At 64.3% G+C, this 22,570-nt stretch carries 1 protein-coding gene; it reads right to left on the bottom strand.

Annotation, left to right across the window (positions count from 1 at the left end; genetic code table 11):
• Positions 1-5: 5 nt before the first annotated feature.
• Complete coding sequence (locus BLS26_RS34685) at positions 6-22,553, bottom strand: leukotoxin LktA family filamentous adhesin (protein ID WP_092517143.1); 22,548 nt, start codon at positions 22,551-22,553, stop codon at positions 6-8.
• Positions 22,554-22,570 lie beyond the last annotated feature (17 nt).

Below are 22,570 nucleotides of genomic sequence, written 5' to 3'. Positions count from 1 at the left end.
ATCATCTATTGCGCCGCCGCGAACCGTTCGACATTGCGGCTCGCATTGTCGCCAAGTCCGGTGCTGCGCCAGCCGGGTTTTCCGGCCTTGTGCCCCTCGCGTTGCAACTGACGAAGCTTTCTGGCCTCGGTCAGCCCCTCGATATTGACCGCCGGGCCGTCGCCGATGACTTCGACCGGTTTCGGCGACTGCAGCGCCTGCAGCCGGGCGTCGCCGGCGATGCCGAGCCGATAGAACGTCTCGGCGCCGGTCTTCTGCGCCCACCAGGAGGTGATGGTCTCGGTACCCTCGGCGTCGTTCGCGATGTCGCGGATCGCCATCGTGCCCGAGAAGATGCTGCAGCAGGCATGGGAGGCCGAATAGGTCGATACCGTCGACGAGATATCGCCGGTGAATTGCACCACGTAGCTGTCGGTGAAGTTGGCGTTGAAGCTCTGGATCAGCGTGAACGCGCCGCCCGGCTGATAGAGCTGCAGGGTCGCCCAGTTCGACGGCGCCGGCGAACGGTTGTCCAGCAGGATGCGTTCGGTCCCGGTGGTCAGCATCAACTGACCGGGCACCAGGCCGTTGACGATGGTGACCTGCGGCGCGTCGGTGACGAAGTTGGCGTCGACCACCCGGAACTGGTTGATGATGATGGCATCCGGATCGATCGTGATATTGGCCGAGGTCGCGATCCCGCCGTTGTAGCCGGTCACGTTCATGACCAGCGGGATCGAGGGATTGGACCGAATCTGCCGGCCGGTGACGTTGATCGTGTTGGCGGCGAGATCGAGTTCCCTCACAACGCTGACGGACTTGATGGTGATGTCGCCGGGCGCCGACAGCGAGATGCTGTTGCCGCGCAGGCCGTCGAGCGCCAGCGACTTGCCGGTGTTGAGCGCCACGTTGCCGTTGGCAAACACCGATCCGCCCAGGATCGAACCGTTGTCGGACCGCAGGTTGACGTCGCCGGCATCGCCCGCGATGCCGTTGGTGGTGAGCTGGCTGAAGACGATGTCGTCGACCGCATGCAGGTTCTGCGTGCCGCCGCTGATGGCGGTGCCGAGCGTGATGCCGCCAGTCGTCGCCGTGATCCCGAGGGAGCCCGCAACATTCAGGTTGTCCCACTTGATCACCTGACCCTGCAGGGACGCTGCGCCGGTCACCGTCGTGAGGTTATGGCCGGTATTGGAGGTCGCCGCGATCAGGCTGGCGGATCCATGGGCATTGATCGATCCGCCCGCGAGCGCGCCGGTCGCCGCGTTGATGCCGACATCGCCGGCATCGGTGGCGGTGCCGTCGGTGGTGAGCTGGTTGAATACGACGTTCTGCCGGGCCTGCAAGGTCTGGCTACCGCCGCTGTGGGCCGATGCGAGCGTGATGCTGCTGCCGGTCGAGGTCACCCCGAGCGCGGCCGCCACGTTGAGCGTGTTCCAGTTCACCGCGCCGCCCGCAAACAGCGACCCTGCACCGGTGGTGGTGGCCAGCGTATTGCCGGTAATCGTGGTGCCCGCCGTGAGCGACGCCGCGCCATTGGCCGCGACCGAACCCTGCGTCGCCGTGCCGTTGACGAGAACCGTCTGCGCCAGCACGAAGCCGTTGGTTGCGTTGACCGTGACGTTGCCGATGTCGCCGTTGACGCCGGTCGTAGCCAGGGCATTGAACGTGACGTTCTGGTTGGCCTGGATCGTCTGCGAGCCGCCGCTGTTGGCGGTCGCCAGATTGACGCTGCCGGTGTTCGAGGTGACGCCCAGCGCTTTCGCCGTCGTCAGCGAGGTCCAGTCGACCAGGCCGCCGCCGATGATCGAACCGGTGGTTGCCGTCAGCACCCTGCCCGTATTGGTCGTTGCGGCGGTCAAGGACGCCGCGCCATTGGCGGCGACCGAGCCCTGGGTTGCCGTGCCGTTGACGAGAACCGTCTGTGCCAGCACGAAGCCGTTGGTGGCGTTGACCGTGACGTTGCCGATGTCGCCGTTGACGCCGGTCGTGGCCAGGGCATTGAACGTGACGTTCTGGTTGGCCTGGATCGTCTGCGAGCCGCCGCTGTTGGCAGTCGCCAGATTGATGCTGCCGCCGGTCGAGGTGACGCCGAGCGCAGCCGCCGTCGTCAGCGACGTCCAGTCGACAAGGCCGCCGCCGATGATCGAACCGGTGGTTGCCGTCAGCACCCTGCCCGTATTGGTCGTCCCGGCGGTCAAGGAGGCCGAGCCGTTGGCGGCGACCGAGCCCTGGGTCGCCGTCCCGTTCACCAGAACCGTCTGCGCCAGCACGAAGCCGTTGGTGGCATTCACCGCGACATCGCCGACGTCGCCGTTGACACCGGTTGTGGCCAGGGCATTGAACGTGACGTTCTGGTTGGCCTGGATCGTCTGCGAGCCGCCGCTGTTGGCAGTCGCCAGATTGATGCTGCCGCCGGTCGAGGTGACGCCGAGCGCCGCCGCCGTCGTCAGCGAGGTCCAGTCGACCAGGCCGCCGCCGATGATCGAACCGGTGGTTGCCGTCAGCACCCTGCCCGTATTGGTCGTTCCGGCGGTCAAGGAGGCCGAACCGTTGGCGGCAACCGAGCCCTGCGTTGCCGTGCCGTTGACGAGAACCGTCTGCGCCAGCACGAAGCCGTTGGTTGCGTTGACCGTGACGTTGCCGATGTCGCCGTTGACGCCGGTCGTAGCCAGGGCATTGAACGTGACGTTCTGGTTGGCCTGGATCGTCTGCGAGCCGCCGCTGTTGGCAGTCGCCAGATTGATGCTGCCGCCGGTCGAGGTGACGCCGAGCGCCGCCGCCGTCGTCAGCGAGGTCCAGTCGACCAGGCCGCCGCCGATGATCGAACCGGTGGTTGCCGTCAGCACCCTGCCCGTATTGGTCGTTCCGGCGGTCAAGGAGGCCGAACCGTTGGCGGCAACCGAGCCCTGCGTTGCCGTGCCGTTGACGAGAACCGTCTGCGCCAGCACGAAGCCGTTGGTTGCGTTGACCGTGACGTTGCCGATGTCGCCGTTGACGCCGGTCGTAGCCAGGGCATTGAACGTGACGTTCTGGTTGGCCTGGATCGTCTGCGAGCCGCCGCTGTTGGCAGTCGCCAGATTGATGCTGCCGGTGTTCGAGGTGACGCCGAACGCGGCCGCCGCGCCGAGCGCGCCGCCGGTAATATCCCCGGCGGCGGTGAGCGCAATCGCCCCGACCGTGGTGGTGAGCTGCGTGAAGCCCAGCGTGCCGGCGCTGTCGACCGTCATGGCGCCGCTGCTCGTCGCCGCACCAATGACGAGGTCGCCTGTATTGGCCGTCAGCGTCTTGGCGTTAAAGGTGCCGCTCGCCCCTGTCGCCGTGCCCGCCAAAACGCTGTTGAGCGTCAGGCTGCCGCTTGAGACGATATCGACAGAGCCATGGATGGCCGACAACTGGCTTGCGCGAAGGTCGGCAGCCGAGCCCAGATAGATGCTTCCGGTGCCGGCTGTCGCCGTCAGCAGCGGCGTGTTGACACTGACCCTCTGCGTGGAGGTGCCGACACTGTTGGCAGCCAGCGACACTTCAGCATTCGCAGCCGTCGCAGTGAGATTGGTGTGGCCATCGCCGTTGGCCGTGATGGCGCCGCCGGAGCTCGTGACCGTGATAACACTCACGGTCGAGCCCGGGCTGGCGGTTGAGGTGAGCTGACCGAGCACGATATCGCCGGGCGCGGTCAAACTGATCAGTTGCGCGGCCTGGATCGAGGCGTTCGCGGCCATGGTGATCGATCCACCCACCGCGGTCGACCCGGTCAGGCACGGGCCGGAGCAGACGGTGACCGCGCCGTGCGACGAACCTGCGGCACCGCCAAACGTGATGCCGGCATCGCTGATCAGCGTCAATCCGTTGACGGCCGTCAAATTGCCGACGTTGAGCGACACCGGATTCTGCGTCGCGAGCGTCGGACTGTCGATAAAGGCGGTTCCTGCAATTGTGCCGCTCAACAATCCGGTGGCGCCGACCTGAAGCGTGAACGGCGCGTTCTGGGTGCCGACATCGCCCGATGCGTTGAGGATGATGTTGTTGGCAGCCATCGTGACACCAGCCAGATAGCTGACGATATTGCCGTTGGTCGCGGTCAGCGAGATCGTATTGGTGGCGAACACCTTGCCGAAGGTGGCGTCGCCTCCGGTCGCAGTCAGATAGGCGTCGGTGCCGGCCTGCGCCGAGATCAGCTTGCCGTTGATGTGATAGCTGAACGCTGCGGCGGCCGAACCGATCGCATTGGTGGCGGCGAGCGTCAGATTGCCGATCGCGTTATTGCTCGGGTTGATCACGACCTGATTGGCAAACAACGCCGCACCGGCCGAGTTGGTGGCCGCGACAATGCTCTGCGGCGCCAGCAAGGTCACATCGCCGCCGGCGTTGATCTGACCGACCGTAAGGGTCGCAACCGGCTGGCCGGTAGCTGCGGCAGCCTGGACATAGACCGTTGTTCCCGCCGTCGCATTGAACGTGCCGCTGGCGTTGACATAGACGGGCGCGGTCTGGGCCAGTTCGACATTGGTCAGATCGTTGACCGTGATGCCGTTCGGCAGGTTGGCAAGCGTAAGACCGCTAAGGGTATTGCCGTTGAGGGTAACCCCGGCCCCGAGATGGGCGACGTCGAGGCTGGCCAGGGCCTGCGCACTGATCGTCGCGCTGAACGTGATGGAGCCCGGCGTGGTCGCCACCGACAGCGCCGCCTGCTGCGTCGATGTAATCGTGCCGTTCTTGAGGTCGGTCAAGGCGATCAAGACGCTAGGCGCCGTGGTGCCGATGCTGTTGGCGGCGTTCAAGGTGACGTTGCGGCCGACAATGCTGGCGACCGCATTGGTTCCGACCGAGCCTGCCGACGGCAGCAGCGCAGCGCTGCTGAGTGTGGAGACGATCTGCCCTGACGAATAGACGGAGTTGGCCACCAGGCTGAGAATGCCGGCGCTGACCTGCGGCGTGCCGTTGGCCGTCAGCGTCTGGTACTGCGAATTGCCATAGGCCTGGATCGTCGCCACATCCGCCTGATACAGCGAGTTGGCGTAGCTCTGCACGGTCTGAACCAGGCTCTGGTACTGCGTGTTGCCATAGGAACTGATCGAGGTGGCATACGACTGGTACTGGGTCGCGGCATACCCCTGGATCGTTGTCAGGTCGGAAACATAGGTCTGCGCCGCAAACGCCTGCACCTGCGCGTCGGTCGGATTGTTTCCGAGGAAGGTGGTCGCGGCAGCTCGAACATTGGTGATGCCGGCCGAGGTCAGCGTCAGCACGCCGTTCTGGATGGTGCTGTTGCCGGCCCCCACGATCGACTGGAACACCTGATAGGACTGATTCAGTACCGTCGAACTCGAAGCCACGCTCGAATAGTAGCTCTGCAAGCCCGTCGAACTAAGCGTTAGCGTTCCGGTCTGAACCGTTCCCTGGCCGAGCAGCGTCGTGAAGCTGGCATAGTCGCTGCTGGAAAAATGGCCGCCGCCGAACGGGCCATTGTAGCGGGAGTCCGTGCTGGCCTGATGCGCCCAATCGGCCAGCACTGCATTGGTGATCGCTATCGAGACGCCGCAACCGCCCTGGCAATTGGATCCGCCAAGTCCGCCGGAACCGTTGGTGTTCTGGTACGTCGCGCCGGTGGGATCGATCACTACATTCAGATAGTTGATGGCATAGTTCAGCACTTGTTGCTGAAGCGGCTGGAACGTGTTGTTCGCGTAGCTCTGGAAGGAGTTGCCGTATCCCTGGAACTGCGAATTGGCGTAGGTTTTGATGGTCGTCGCGAAGCTCTGGTACTGGCCGTTGGCATAGGCCTGAACCTGCGCCGACGTCGGGCTTGCCGTTCCCAGATGCAACGCGGCAGCCGTCGCCGCCGAGAATTGCGCGATACCGGCAGCCGACAGCGTCAGCACACCGTTGACGACCTCACCGTTGGCGCTCGCGGTCAACCCCTGGAAGGTCTGGTAGTTCGCCGCCGTCAGCGCCGCCGACGCGTAATAGGCGACGCCGGGATCGTTCAGCACCAGGCTCGACGTCGAGACCCCGTTCACCGTCGCGGACTGCACCGTGCCGCTCGCCAGCAATTGCTGCAAGCCCGTGGTGCCCAGCGCCGTGGATGCATTGGCCAGAATGCCGGCGCCGTTGAACTGGAACACCCCGGACGCGCCGCTGCCGTTTGCCGCCAGCGTCTGCAGATTCTGTAACACCGTCGCGGAATTGAGAACGAACTGGCCGCCCTGCACCGAGCCCGTGCCCAGCAGCGTGTTGAAGGCCGTCGCGAGCGGTGTCGAGAGAACCAGCGTCGACGCCGGCGCGAGACCCGCGGAGGTCAGCGTCAGCACGCCATTGGAGACCGCGCCGTTGGCGGCGTTGGTGAACGTCTGGTAGGCCATCAGGTCACTGCCGCTCAGCGCCTGGCTGGCATACTGCGCCATCTGGGCGTCGGTGACGGTGGTTTGCCCCGGCGCCAGAATTCGCGGCGGACAGCCGAAGGGGCAACTCTGCTGGTCACGCTGCTGCAGGTACAGGAAGACCTGATTGGCGAGGCTCGTGTACTGCGTCTGCGCGCCGGAGCTGATGGACTGGGCGTAGGACTGATAGGCCGGGTTGGCGCTGACGAACAGCGAGTTCTGGTATTGCTGGTTGGCGTAGGCCTGGACCTGGAGCGCCGTCGGGCTGGCGATACCCAGCGCCGCCGCGGCGATCGCGGTGTAGGCCGTGAGGCCGCTGCTGGACAACGTGAACACGCCGTTCGTCACCGTGCCGTTGGCCAGCAACTGCTGGTACGAGGTGTAGGCGGCGTTGACGCCGGCTTGCGCGTTGCTGAGCACGCCGGCGCTGCTGAAGACGAAATTGCCGTTTTGCAGCGCGCCGGATGACGTGAGGTTGATGTAGGACTGGTAGTTCGGCGTCAGTTGGATCTGGGCCAGGTTATTCAGGCCCGCCGGCGTCAATGTCAGTACACCGCCCGAGAGGGTACCGCTGGCAAGCAGCGCCGAGTAGGCGGTGAAGTTGGCGGTGCTCAGTCCTGTCGGTGCATAGGTCGCCAGGTTGTTGGCGTTGAGCACGAAGGTGCCGTTCTGGATCGACCCGAGATTGGACAGAGAAAGGAATGCGGTCCGGTCGGCGGCGGACATCATCCAGGAATAGTTCAGCAGGAACTGCTGCGCGTCGGACGGGCTGAAGGTCGCATTCGGTCCGAGCAGCGCGGTGATCGCGATCGGGGTGTTGTTGTTCTGGTTGTAGATGGCAAGCACTTCGGCGGCAAAATTCCGGTACGCGGTACTTGCCGCGGTCGAAATCGACGACAGGTAGCCCTGATACTGCACGTTCGCCGCGCCGTTGATGTTCGTCGCATAGGACTGGTACTGCGCATTGGCATAGGCCTGGACCTGCGCATCCGTCGGGTTGGGATTTTGCGCGGTCGACGCCGCCTTGCGGAAGGCGGCAATACCCGCGGCATTGAGGGTCCAGACGTTCCCTACCAGCGAGCCGTTGGTATAGAGCGCCTCGAAGTTCTGGTAGTCCTGCGTCAACGCCGTCTGCGCCAGCGACGAGACACCGCTGCCGTTGAGCTGGAAGGTGCCGCCGCTGAGCGTGCCGTTGCTGAGCAGGCTGGAGAACTGTCCGTAATTCGCGCTCGACAGCGCGCTCTTGGCGTAGCTCAGGATGCCGCTGTTGGTCAGGACGAACGCGCCGTTCTGCAGCGAACCGCTGGCGCTGAGCAGCGAGAATGCAACCGCCGGCGTGGCGTTGAACGTCGTGGCCGTCTGCAGCGGCTGATACTGGCCCACGGCATAGGTCTGGATGATCTGCGCGTAGCCCTGATACTGGCCGTTGGCGTAGCCCTGGATGGTCTGCGCGTAGGTCTGGTACTTGGCGCTGGCATAGGCCTGGATGGTCTGTGCGTAGCCCTGATACTGGCTGTTGGCGTAACTCTGGATCGTCTGCACATAGCCCTGGTATTGCGCGTTGGCGTAACCCTGGACCTGCGCGGCCGACGGCGTGGCAATTCCGATTGCCGCCGCCGCTGCCGCGGTGAAGAAGGTGACGCCGGCCGGCGTGAGCGTGAGCACGCCGTTGCTCAGCGATCCGTTCGCGCCCGAGGTCAGGTTCTGGAATGTCGCAGACTGGGCGCCGAGCGCCGCCGAGGCGTATGCCGCAATACCGGTCGCGGTCAGCAGCAGGCCGCTGCCGCTGACCGTGGCATTGCCGCTCGATGTCAGCGTCTGGAATGCGGTGTAGGTTGCCCCGAGCGCGGCCGAGGCATTGGCGGAGACGCCGGCTGCCGTCAGCGTCAGGGCTCCGGCGGCGCTGACGGTCGAGTTGCCGCTCGCCGTCAGGGTCTGGAACGTCGTGTAGTTGGCGGACCCCGATCCGAGCACGGAAGAGGCATAATTCGCGACACCCGCCGCCGTCAGCGTCAGCGTACCGTTGCTGACGGAACCGTATTGCGTCGACGTCAGCGTCTGGAACAAGCCGTATTGCGTCGACGTCAGCCCGGCAGCGGCATAGTTCGCGACGGCGGCATCGCCGATGCCGCCGCCGCTCAGCGTGAACACCCCGTTGACGAGCTGGCCGTAGGTTTTGAGCGTCAGGAGCGCTGCGGAATTCGCCGCGAAGTTTGCAACTTGCGAATTGGTCTTCCAGCTTGAACCGTAAGCCTGTCCAAACACCGTTGCGAGCGACTGATACAGCGTCGGGGCGTAGGCCTGAACGGTGGTCCTGAAGCCCTGGTACAGCGTGTTCGCGTAGGCCTGTACTTGCGCATCGGTCGCAGTGCTGCCGTTGTTCAACTGGGCCGTCGCCCCTGCCCTGAACTGGGCAAGGCCGGCGGTCGTGAGCGTGACCTGGCCGCTCGTCACCGCGCCATACGTCACCGTCAGGTTCTGGAACGTCGTGTAGTCCGCGGACGTCAGCGCCCTCGACGCATACACCGCGATTGAGTTCGCATCGCCGCCGAGCACGAATGTGCCCTGGGCGTTGGCATAGTTCTGGATCGCCAAAGCGTAAGCTTGATACTGGCTGTTGGCGTAGGCCTGAACCTGCGACGACGTCGGGTTGGCGATATTGAGGGCGGTCGCCGCGGCGGCCTTGAACTGCGTGATCCCATTCGCCGTCAGCGTCAGGACACCACCCGAAATCGCGGAGTTGGTCGTCGCGGTGAGGCTCTGGAACACGGTGTAATCGGTCGAGCTCAGTGCGCCGATGGCGAAATTGGCGAGCCCGGAGGTCGTCAGCGGCGCCGAGCCGGTCTGAACCGTACCGTGCTGCAGCAGGTTGGCATAGAGCCCAAGGTCGCGATTCACCGTGTTGCTGAAGGCGATCACGCTGGCGAGCGCGGTGTCGTTGGCGCCGTCGAGCGCGGTCAGGTGCAGCGCCGACGAAACCGCCGCGACTTGTGCCGACGTCAGCGTTTGAGATGCGGTCTGCCCGCTCGCATCGAGGATCGTCCCGAACGGCACGTTCAGCAGCACGTCGCCGCTCGCCGAGGCGATCAGGCCAACCCGCAGATCGCCGGAATAGGCGGAGGAAGCCGGCGTCTGGGTCAAGCCGATGTCGCCGTGGGCCACGACGTTGACGATACCGCCGCTGTACGAACCGTCGGTCTGCAGCGAGGCATTGGCGCTGATCGGCAGCGGATTGGCGATCGAGCCGATGCCGCCGAGGGTGCTGATCAACGTGATGTTGCGGCCGGTGACCTGCGCATTGGCCCCGGCGACGAGGTCGCCGCTCGCGGTAACGTTGACGTCGCCGAAACCGGTGCTGGTGTTGCCCGACGACACCTGTCCCAGGGTCGCGCCCGAAGCCAGGTTGAGATACACGCCGCCGACGCCTGCTTGTGCCGACAGCCCGCCGGGCGCCGTTCCGGCATTGGCCATCGTCGCCCGGATCGGGGCCGCCAGCGAGCCGATGGCTCCCGAGGCGGTAAAGCTTGCGCTCTGGGTCAGGATCGAGCCGGTCGACGTCTGCGAGATGTTGCCGCCGGTCGTCGTATTGAAGAGCTGCTGCTGCGACGACGACGCCACCGCAAGCGCGCCGTTCGGATTGACGATGCGGCCTGAGAAGATGACGTTGCCGTTCGAGGCGATGTTGACGGTGCCGCTCGCATTGCCGCCGAAATTGATCCCGAACGGGTTGTCGGCCTTTACCGACGACGTCAGGTACAGCGTGCCGTTGGTCGGGAAGTTGTAGACCCAGTCGCCATAACCATTGTTGTTCTCGTAGAACCCGAAGTTGCAACTGCCGCCGGCGCTGCCACTGCTACAGCCGTGATAGGCTGGAATGGTCTGGCCATAATGGACCACGTTGCCGGTGATGGTTTCCTGGAAGACCGCCATGCTCGTGGAGTTGCCGGTCGTGACGACACCCTGCGGTGTGCTCGATGGGCCGTTCGCGCCGACATACGACCAGGGCTGATTGGCATTGCTGAACGTCCAGTGCGTGCCGACCTCGGTATCGGCCCGGCTGATCGTCGCCTGCTGGACCCACTGGAAGCGCAGCCCGGAGACCGGATCGTAGGATCCGTTCGAACCGCCGACCACGGTGCAGTTATTCGCGCTGGTGCAGTCACCGGTGGGCGCCGTGCCGTGCGCGGTCTTGAAGACGTTGATGGCATCGGTCTTCGGCGAATAGACGTAGGTCGATGTGTTGTTGCCGGACGTTATGTTTTTATCAATGATGGTGACGGTGCTGGTCAACGCCGCCGCGGCGAGCGTATTGCCGGTGTTGACGCCGTTGACCACGAGGTCGAGGCCGGTCTGGTTGTTGATGGCGACGTTGCCGTAGCCGCCGTTGACGTGGATGTTGCCGAGCTGATTGGTGCTGATGATCTTGCCGTCGAGCAGCACGCTGCCGCCACCGGACGACGCGTTGATGTTGGCGACGGTGATCTGGTTGGTGATGGCACTGTAGGTCGCCAGCGGCTTGCCGAACTGGTCGCTCACCAGCGTCAGGATCGCATTGGTGGTCGGATCCGTCAGGACGTCGTGCTGATAGTTGTACTGGAAGATGGAAATGGTTCCGCCGTTCACGCTCGTCTGCGTGATCGTCTGCGTGCAGGTGGCCGGATCGATCAGGCAGCCAAAGTTATTGTTGTTGTTGACCGTCTGCGTGGTGGTGGTGACCACCGGCGGGGCGGACAGGGTCGGGTCCAGATAGATGTTGTAGTTGGTTTGGCGCCCGGCCGTGATCGAACCGTTGATGTTGATGATGCCGGCCTTGATGGCAACCTGGCTACCATAGATCTGGAAGCTGTTCCGGCTGCCGGTCAGGTTCGCCTGCGCGTATTGCTGGCCGACGGTAAGCGTCGAGTCCGTGGACTTGGTCGGGGCGTAGTACTGGATATACGGCTGCATGGCGTCGGTGGAGTTGCCGACATTGAAGTCATAGTTCCGCGAGTTGCTGACGGCGAGATCGGTCCAGCTCGTGTACCGGTCGTGGAAACCGATACAGGTGCCGGCGGCTGCGTAGGAGCAGTTTCCGAAGAAGACGGTGCTGAAATTGTTCGGATGGTCGCCAACACTCCCGTAAAGCGATCGGTTAAGCGCGTCCGCGTTTCCGGAATTCGGGAACATCGTGTTGGCCAGATAGGCCGCCGCGATGTCGCCGACCGGCGCCCCCGCCGTCGGATTGCCGCCCGGCCAGACCATGAAATTCTGCCATTCGGAGAACGGCGAGCCGCCGGCGATATAGATACCGGAGGGATCGTTGGCCGAGACCGCAACCGCACCGTTCGGAACGGTGATGTTCACCTGCTGGCCGGTCAGGTTGGCGGCCAGGCCATAGGATCCCAGCGAGTTGTTGATGGTCACCAGGCCGTTGACGTTGGTGACGTCGCCGAGAATGAGCAGCGTCGGCCCGTTGGTGCTGGTGTCGAAAGTGGCCGGATTGTACGAGTTGTTGATCGCGATCGTGGCGATGCCGTTCGGATTGGAGTGCAAGTGCGGCGTTCCCGACGCAAAGCTGTTGGCCGAACCCGTGAAGAAAATGTCGCCTGCCGCCGCAACCCCGATATAGGCGCCGGTCAGCACCAGATTGGCGTCGCTGGCATTGTTCACCGAGATCGTCGGCGAGCCCTTTGCGGTGACGGTGCCGCTGCCGGTGATGTGGTCGGCGTTGAGGGTGACCGTGCCGCCCGAGGCAAACAACTGGCCCAGCGAGAAGGCATTACCCGAGGCGCTCAGCCCGTTTGTCAGGGTACTTCTGACCTCCTGGTCGAAGTAGGTATTGATGAGCGTGGTTCCGTCGAACGCGTTGGTATAACTGAAGCTGAATGGCGCGCCGCCGGGCGCCACGCTGAGGCAACTGGCGTTGTCGGAGCAACTAATGGTGATCAGGAGCGAGTTATAGATACCGGCCGTGAGCGTGCCGTTGACCGTCAACTCGGCATGCGCGCCGTTGCTCTGGTTGCTGTGGCCGTCGCTGGCCGGAATGAATCCGAGTTCGTAACCGTGGCCTGAGCCGGTGGCGGTGGCGGTGACCGTTCCCGCGTATCCGCCCGCGACGATGTTCTGGCCGCTGTTGAGCGAAGCGCCGGACGCGATGTTGACGCTGGTGTTGTTATTCAGCGTCGAGTTGCCGCGCGCATCCGGGATCGCGATCAATCCCCTGGTGAAGCTGATCGCGGACGCGTCACCCGTCATGTAGGTCGAATGCGACCCGTTCGGGCTCTGACCGGCCGTGACATCGATATTGTCAAACGCGGTCAGGACCGACGCGCCGACCACGATATTCTGGTTGGTGGTGACGGAGGTATTGGCAAAGGCAGCGGCGGCGACAAATGCGACACCGTATGTATTGGCGTAAGCTGAGGTATTGGCGGTCGAGCGGGTGTACGTGCCGATTCCGATGTTGCCAAACGACGTGATCACGACCTGATCGGCGGCTGCCGAGGACGGCGATGCCAGCATGCCGGAATCATAGGCTGAGGCCGCACCGATGTTGACGTCGTTATCGACGTTCGCGGTGAGCGACGATCTGACGCCCGCACCCTCGATCCCGCCGCCGGTGACCAGGGTCACGCGGTCCGTGCCGGTGATGGTGGTGGTCGCGAGCACCGTCACGTTGCCCGGGTTCACGATCGTGTCGTTGCCCGCCGTGATGTACGTGTTCTTGCCGATATTGACCGTCGCGGTGCCGTTCAGGGTGATATCGCTGGTGGCGCCCACACCATTGATGCCGCCGCCGGCGCCCGCATTGGCACTGGGACCGGATCCGACTTCGTTGAAAATGTTGTTGGCGGTGATCGTCAGATCGGAGGCGCAGTCGGCGACATCGCAATGGCCGGGGCTGGCACCGCTCACGGCAATGGTGTTGTTGGTGCCGATGCCGGCCGTCACGATCGAATTGGCGGTGTGTGTCGCCGCCGCGCCACTGGCGCCGGCGGCGGCGGCCTGCAACGTATCGGCGACCGTCGTATAATTGTCGGTATGGGTGGCGAGGATCGCCAGCGACTTCACCGAGAGGATGTTGCCGTTGCCGACGCCGGCGGCCACCGTCGAGTTGTCCAGCGTATTCGCACCTGCGCCGGAGCCGGCAAGGAACCCGCCGCTGCCCGCGACCGAATGGGCAACATTCGTATCGTTGCCGATCGCAGACAGCGCAAGCGATTTGGTGCCGCCGCCCGCCATCAGAACGTTCGATCCGAGCGATGCCGTGGTGGTCGTATTGGCGTTGGCGTTGGTAATGACGACGCCGATCGCAAGATCGCCGGCGATAGTGACGCCGGTGGAGTATGCTACCTGGTTGGTCGTGTTGCCCGCAAGGATCGACACGTTGCCAACGGGAAGCCGGACGTAGTTGTCGACGTTGGCCGTCACGTTGGAATTGTTGTTGGCGGTGGCATTGGTGCCGGAGCCCGCGTAGTACACCGCCCCGCTGCCGGCGACCGCCCACGCGGCCGCGTTGGTTCCTCCGGCGGTGAAATCGCTGGTCGAGGACGGCGTCGACGCTGTGGTTGGAATGGTCCCGCTCGGCGTGCCCGCAATGTTGCTGACGGCGATCACCGTCAGCGTTCCGGCGCTCAGCGTATCCGTCAATGACGACGAACCGTCGAGCTGGGCGAGAACGGTGGGGCTGGCGGTGGCCGTCGCCGTTGCCGTGCCGACCGAAAGCCCTCCTGCGACGGAGACCCCGAGCGAGAGCGCCTTGACGTCAGGCGTATCGGTTGCGGAGACGTTGATCGTACCCGTACCGACCGCGATCGTGTTGCCGGAGCCGAGATGCGCCGACACCGCGCTGGTATCCGTCGCCTTGGCATCCGCACCCGCGCCCGCCACCAGCAGACCGCCGACACCGGCGACCGCGCCGGCATAGGACGAGCCTTCGCTGGAGGCGCTGATCGTAAGCCCTGTCGCGCCCAGGCTCGACGAAGCGAGCGTGGAAGCATTCACGTTGCTCGTCTTGCTGCTCGCGGCCACGGAAACGCCAACCGCCAGACCGCCGGCGGCCGTTGCGCCAAACGCGTCGGCCCGAACGTTGGAGGCGTCGTCAGCCGCGACGCTCGCCGCCCCGGTAAGCGCAAAACCGCCCCCGAGCACGGCGGTTACGTTGTTGTTGACCACGGCATCGGCGACCGCGGCGCCGAGGGCTGCCCCCATTCCACCCGCACCCGCATGGGCTTCGACTTTCGCGGCCGGTGTCGAACCGTCGGCCGTCACGGCCCTGACGTTCAGGCCAGCGGCATTGACCGTTGCCTGAGTGACGCTTGCGGTCACCGTGTCATCGACCCGTGTATAGGCGATCGCGGCTCCGACGCCCGCACCGGTGCTCGCACCGACGCCGGTGGCGTAGTTCTTGGTCGAAATGTTTGCCCGCGCGACCACGTTGACGTTGGCGGCGTTGACCGTGCCGCCAGCGATTGACGCGGTGACGCTGTCGTTCGCCTTGGAGATTCCGGCCGAGACGCTGTATGGCGCCGGTTGGGTGCCGTTATCCTGGTGGCCGATCAGGAATTGATATTGCGCGTTGGCATAGGCCTGGACCTGGGCGTCGGTAACGGTGACCGGCGGATTCGGAGCGGGATCGCCGCTGGCGCTGGCAAGCGCGGTGGCCTTCGCATTGGCATCCGCCTGCGCCGCAGCCCGGAAGGCGTTCAGGCCGGTGAGGTCGCTGGGGCCGGTGGGCGTTGAGAGGGTGATGACGCCGTTGCTCAGCGTTCCATTGGCAGGATCCGTCAGCTTTTGGAACTGATCGTTGGCATAGGTGCTGATCTGCGCGTCGGTGATGCACTGACTGCCACTGGTGCAGGTCAGGCCCAGCCCCGAAATCGCCTGCGCACGGTAGGCGTTGATACCGGGACCATCGATCTTGAAGGTAATGACGTCGGACCCCAGCGCCTGGTAGCGGGCATAGCCGTAAGCGCCGATTTGATTCACCAGCCCCTGGTAATCCGCGTTGGCAAGCGACTGGACCTGTTGATTGCCGAGCGACGACGACAAGCCGTGCGCCGTGCGATATGCCGCCACCCCGGCCGCCGTCAGCGTCAACACGCCGTTGGTGACCGTGCCACCAGCGAGCAACGCGTTGTAGCTGGCGAGATCATTCACACTCAACGCTTTCGGCGCGAACAGCGCCAAACCGCTGGCATTGAATGCGAAGGTGTTGTGGCCGAGGTTGCCGTTCTGGGTCAGGCTGCTGAATTCGGTTTGCGCGGCAGCGCGGATTTGCGCATCGGACAGGCCGATGCCGCTGGCACCGAGGGCGGCTCGATAGGCGACGATCCCCGCCGAACTCAATGTGATGGTCGTCGCCGCGGTCATGGCGTCGGCGCTCGACAGCGTACCGGAACCGTTGGCGTTGAGTTGCCCCGCGGCGTCGGCCGGCGCCGAGGTGCCGAGCAGGATGACCCCGATCGCAGCCCCGATGCCGGTGCTTCCGCCCGCGCCGACCGTTACGGTCTCGACGTCGATCGATTTGGTCGTGGTCGCCGTCACCGAAACCAGGCCGGGCGAATGGATGAAGTTGGCGCCGCCCTCGACGATCTCGGCGGTCAGACTGCTGCCAAGCACGGCGACGTTGGCGCCCGCGCCCAGTCCCTGTCCGACCAGGCCGAACCCGCCGGCCCCGGTGGTGGCATTGATGGTGATATTCTCGACCGCGTTGACGGTTACACCCGCAGAACCAGTGCCCGGCTGGGTCAGGTTGACATAGTAAAGGCCGGCGCGGGTGTCATTGCTGACCGCGATGACGTTGACCATGCCGGCCGTACCGTCGCCGCCGGCCCCCGCCGCGCCCACTGCAAGGCTCTTGAACTTGTTTTCGCTGTCGGCGGACACCTGCAAGCTGTCGCCGAGGTTCAACGTCGTCAGCTTGGTGCCGCTGCTGTCGCCCGCATAGGCGTACGTGGTGTTGGACGTGACTGCGACGATAAAGGACCCAGCCAGCGCGTTCGCACCACTCGCAGCTCCCGTGCCGGCTTCGGCGAAGAAGCCATTGGTGCTGGCCGCGGTCACATTGAGTTGCTGTGCGTTAAACGCTCCGCCAACGACGAAGGATTCGGTATCGGCGTTGAATCGATTGACAATGCCGGAGGCGGCGCCGCTGCCGCCAAGGGCTACGGCGACGCCGATCACCACGTCGGCCGCGGCCTGCGTGGACACCGATTTGACCTGGACATTACCGACCTTGGTGCCGGTGCCCACGGTTGAATCGGATATCGACGCGATGGTGTGGCGGTTCAACACATTGGTGGAAATGGCGCCCGCACCGCCGTAGGGCCCGCCCGCTGCCAGGGAGATGATATAATTCGCGCTGTAGGTGTGGCTACTGGCGGTAACATCGATCGCCTGCGAGCCCGAGCCGGCCCCGCGCGTGTCGATCAAGGCTCCGGTGATGGACGCTTCCGTCCTGCCGCCCATCACGTTGGTGATCGGCACCACGGCAAAGCCAACCGCGAGCGGATCGACTCCGAGGCCGGCGGTCACCGCATTCGCGACAATGGCCTGCCTCGCGGTCGCGACGACGGCGAGGCCATGAACCGAGGCTGTCGACTCGCTCAGGTTGGGCGTGGTCACGGTGGCGCCGTTTGCCGCGCTCGGATCGAGCGGCGTATTGAGATCGCCGCTGTCGACCGTAAGTGTGCCGGCGCCAAGCGCCAGTGCATCGACCTTGCTTCCGGTCCCTATCAGCGACTGTGTATTGCCACCGATGGTATTGACGACAATCGACAACCCGATGCCGGCTTCGCCGGGACCGATGGTGACGCCGAGGGCACCGGAGACGACGACGATGCCGTCGGTATTCAAAGACGCGATACCGACGTTGTTTTGCGCAATGATGTCCGAATTGACCACCGAGGCGATAACATCGGTGCTGACGGAATTCACCGCGACTGATCCGGCGGCACCCAGCTGCGAGGCGAAGGCCAGCCCGAACGCGGTCGTCAGGATGCTGGAATTCGATTTGGCGAATTCGGTGACGTCGCCCGCGGCCGTCATCATCGTGTTGACGATGGTTGCCGTGATGCTGTTGCCGATGCTGGCGTACACGATCGACAGCCCGACCGCGGCGCCGTCGGGGGAGACGCCACCCGCGGCCGCCGAGCCATTGATGCGCGAACTGTCGGAAGCCAGCACGGCGATACTGCCGGTGGACGCGGCTACTCTGGTCACGGCGCCAACCGAGATATCGCCGATCTGGGCGCTGATGTGGTTGCGGATCGTCGATACCGTCGTCGAAGCGACGCCCGCGAATTCACCGGTCGCGAGACCGAACCCGACGGCCACACCGAAGATCGACGAGTTGTCGTTCGCCGTCAGTTGAACGGAGCCCGCCGTCAGGTCGATATCGCCGATACTGACCGCATGCGTCGTGCCAATGGTATTGACGACCAGCGACATGCCGGCATTGCTGGCGCCGACCTGGACCGCGCCGGCGACCGCGAAGATGGCCGCACCGCCGTTGTTCTGGTTTCCGCCGGCGACCGCCGCGCCCGTGAAATCCACTCCGCCCGATCCGTTGGCTGCCGCTTGGCCGCCATTGGCCGCGAGCAACACGTTGGCAATCGAGTCGTCATAGCTCGCATTGTGGACGCTGTCGGCCGACACCGTGACGGTGCCGGAGACCAGGATGACCGCGCTGGTACCGCCGACCGTCCCTCCGATATAGGCGGTAACCGTCGGCGAAACCGAGTTGATGACAATCGCACCGGCGAGGCCGTCGCCGGCGCTGATGCCGCCGGCCGCGGCGCCCGACGAGATGCGGCTGGCGTCGTTGGCGACGACATTGAGCGTGTCGAACGAGCTGATCGAGGTCTGATAGACATGGGCATCGACGGCCGCATGGCCGGTCGGATCGCCGATCGACGCATAGGTGATCGAAAGGCCGAGGCCGCCATTGCCGCCGCTGATATAGAGCGAGCCGCCGCCGATGCCGATGTTGGTGGTCTGGTAGGCGTCGACATCGATCTGGCGCGCCGACGGCGCCGAAGAACCGGAGATCGTTGAATTCGAGATGTAGGCGGTGGCGCTGTCGCTGATGACGCCGGCCGAGCCGGCCAGCGCGAAGGCATTCGAGTCCAGGCCTACCGCCAACCCGATACCGACGGCGGTTTCATAACCACCGCTCATCGCCTGTACGGCAACGGTCTTGTTGTTGTTGATGGTGGTATGGTCGATATAGGCCTTGGTGGCGTTGCCGGATATCAACAGCGAAAGCGCTCCGGCCACCGCCGAGCTACCGGCCGACGTCTGCAGGCTGAGATTGAGCGCGGCCGAACCGGACGCGACGTTATTGGTCGTGTTGTTGATCGCCTGCACCACCGTCGCTGCCGTCGTGCTGGTCGAGGTGTAGCGGTCGATGCTGGTGCCGAAGATGTGCGCATTGGTGTCGAGCGAAACGATCGCAATCGAGGAACTGCCGGCGATGTCGATGCTGAAACCCGGGCTCGGCGCCTTGGACGCCTTCTCCACGGCGTCGGTGACACTCTTTATAATACCGCTGGAGGGATCTTCGCCAGCGAGGGCGACGACCGCCTTCAATTTGCTGAAGAAGCCGCCCGATGCCGTGCGGGAATCCGATTCGACCGCGGCGACCGATGCCGCCGTCAGCCGGCCCGTGGTGGTTGCGGTCACGTACAATCCATCGGCGTGAACGGAGCCGGCTGAACCGGTGTTCACCGCATCCCCGGCCAATCGATCATTGCTGATATCGCCGATATAGGCGTTGGTGTCGGTATTCGCGTTGAGGTACGAAACCGCAAGACCTATTCCGGAGCCGCCGCCGATCGCGATCGCGCCCGAGGTGGAAAACTGCGAGATGGTTTCGGCTGCGCTGATCGTTATGGTGGGCGCGCTGAGTATCGCGGTGTCGCTGACGGCCGCGTGCGTCGTATCGTCGATGAATCCGATCGACGTGATGCCGTTCAGCGTCAGCGATCCCGCCGAAGCTCCGGACGTCGGAGCAACTTCAAAAAGGAAGTTGCTGCTGGTCGCGGCGACCTTGAGCGCGCCGGCGCTGGAAACCGACGCAGCATCGCCGATGCCGGCGATGGTCTTGCCCGTGATGCCCACATAGCTCAGTGCGCCACCGACAGAACTTCCGCTGCCGCCGGTACCGTTGAGAATGCCCGCGGCGCCGGCATTGCCGCCGATATCGATCGAACTGACGTAGGACGACGCGACGATATTCAGGGCGCCCGTCCACGCTTGCGACGGCAACGTATGACCTGACACCGCCGGCGGGGCAGTAGTAACCATCGCATCAGAGGCCGTTGCCGTCAGGCTGGCGCCGCTCGATACCCAGGCGGTCGTCGCGGTATTGACCGCAAAGTACGACACCGCACCGGCGACTGCGAGCGAATCCGTGCTCGAGCCAGAGTCCGCCGAAGCACTGGCGTAGCTCGTGAGGATATCGTTGACGATCCCGAGATTGGTGTTGAGGTGGCTGAACACGGTGCCGATGCTGTCGCCGACAAGCCAGGTATTGGTGTTTGGCAGCTCCGTTGTCGCCGCCACGCCGATATGTGCGGCGTTGACGATGACGCCCTGCCCGATCGTGGCGGTCGAATTGTGCGTATAGGTCCCGTAGGCAACCGCGGCGCTGATCGCAAAGGCGGGATTGACGCTATCCTTCGAGGTGGCGCTGGCGCTCGAATTGGTGCGGATACTGTCGTCTACCAGATGGCTGACTGCGGCGACATCTCCGGTCACGTAGATCCGGGGCGCAGCAGCTTTACCGATCGACGCATTCGCAGATTGATTGCTCTCGGTCAGCGACAACGCGCCCGTAACGGTCAGCGGGAATTGCGACCCAAGCTTCGACGCCATGAAGGTCGTCATGAAATTGCCGGCGGCGCCAGGACCCGGCATAAGCGAGTTTACGATCAGGTTTCTGCCGAGCGAGGTGGACGAACTCGTTACGTTCCTTGACGTGACCGATGTCGCCGCAACCTGGAGCCCGCCCGCCATGCGGCTCGTGGTGCTGGTGCCGAGATTCGCGTCGAAGGTGGCGTCCGCGGTTGTGTGGATCATGCTGATGGCAATCGCAGCACCGATGCCGCCACCGGCGCCAGCCAGCGAAACCGACGTCGCCGACGCGGCAAAACTGTTGGTATTCGTCGCGGCCACCGTAATGCCGGCGGCTCCGCTCGACAGGCCCGCGCCCGACGCCACATTGGTGGACGTATGCACATCGGCCAACAGGTAGGCCACGTTGGCGGCAAATTGGGCCGTCGACGAGACCCCGACCGCCGATATGTCGGCGGTCGCGTCATTTACGGCCTTGATTTCGATCGCTCCGAGCGCATGGACGACGGCACCGGATACGACGTTGGTCGACACGTTTGCGGAAAGCTGACCGACCACCACTCCCGCCGACACCGGCGAGCCAAATCCGCCCAAAGCCAAAACTGAAGCGCTGACCACCGGATCCTCGGCATCCTGCTTGCCGATCGCCCTGATCGAGATGTCTCCCGACGCATTGAGGTTGGCGTGCGTACCGATCGAGACGGTTGCCGTTGAACTGGCCGCCACGTAGCCGCCGTTCAACCCCAGCAAGCTCGCCGCCAGCGTCTCGGCGATCAGCGCCATTGTGCCGGCAGTCGAGCTGTTGAAGTTCGAGGTCGCCTCCGACTTCGCTTCGATGGTGATGTTACGGCCGGTGATGGTGCCGTCGACCGTGATGCCCGTCGTGGCGCTAGCCGCACCGACGAACAGGGTTTGGCCGGAATAGGCCGTCAGCGAGACGTTGCCATCGGTCCAGGTGGACCCGCCGGTATTGATGGCCTTGGCGAGGATCTGCGAGCCCTGCATCAGCGTGATGGTTGGCGCAATCAGTTCGACGTTATAGGCGTTGGCGGTCGAATGCGTACCTGTCGCCGCATCGAGGCGACGGAGGTCGATGACGGCGTGCGCGTCCAGCGTAATGTAGTTCGGTGCCGTGAGCTGCCACAAGCCGGTATTGCCAAGGGCCGCGATAAAGCCGGCGATGGTGGCATTCGAGAACGTGACGCCGCTGTCGCCTTGGCTGGGATCGCCGATGACGATGTAGTCCGGATCTACCAGCAGCGTACCGGCCTTGCCGTTCGGGGCGCCAAGGTCGATCTTGATGCCGGTGGCGACGTCGAAAACGCCGTTCGCGCTCATCTCGACCAACCCGGCATTGCCGGTCTTCGAACTGGCATCGAGGCTGGCGCCGGCCTCCACGGTCAGATTGCCACCAGCCTTGAAGCGGATGTCGCCGGCGTCGGCGTTCTTGCTCGCCACGCTGAGTTTGGCGTTCTTGCCGACCACGATGTCTTTGCCGGCCACGACCGAGATCGTGCTCGGCGTGGTGGTGCGGCTGCGCGCGCTCAGGCGGCCGGAAATAGTGGCATTGTTGGCGGCCCCGATATGAATCGAACCGTTGCGGACGCTGATGCCGCTGGCGCTGCGCAATCCATTCGAATTGACCGACGCGGCGAACTTGACGGCGTGATCCGCATTGACACGTTCGCTCCAGTTCATGCCGGCGCCGCCGATGACGACGTTCTGGCCGGTCAGGCGCACGCCGTCCTCGGCATTGATGCGACCGAGGATCCGGATATTGCCGTCGGGCGAGATCGGGAACGAGCCGCTCATCAGGTTGCTGACAGCGCCGCCATTGATCGCGCCATTCGGGCCGATGATGCTGTCGGTGAACCCCTTCGACGGCGTCGAAACGTTCAGGCTGCCGACATTGACGGTGCCGCTCTTGCCGACCACGAAACCGTAGGGATCGGCGAAGTAGACGTTGCCGCCGATTTTGCCGTTGGCGTAGGAGTTGAGCGTGCCGTTGACGTAGGCCGGCGCGTCCCTGACGATGTTGATCAGGTTCTGCGCGCCGTTCGGCGTGTAGAGATTGACGGTATTGCCCTGCCCGACCCCGAACTGCGAAAACGAGTTGAAGGCGTTGGCGCCGGAGACGGTCGAGGTTGTGACGCTGGTGACATTGCCCGACGTCTGCACCGATGTCGCCGTGTGGCCATCGGTGACGATCTGGTTCGCCGTTATCGGCTGGGCCCTGAGGTCATAGCTCAGCACCGGCAGAAACAACATCTGCTCGATCGCCAGCAGCGATACCAGGCGCAGCCGCGCCAATCGCCGCAGGGTCAGATGATTCTCGCTTTTGGCTGAGAATGCGGACATTTCAAACCTGATCCACC

Origin of the sequence: Afipia sp. GAS231 (assembly GCF_900103365.1) — a bacterium.
Classification (GTDB): Bacteria; Pseudomonadota; Alphaproteobacteria; order Rhizobiales; family Xanthobacteraceae; genus Bradyrhizobium.
The sequence above is the reverse complement of the archived record's forward strand: the minus strand, read 5'-3'. Positions and strand labels throughout refer to the sequence as shown.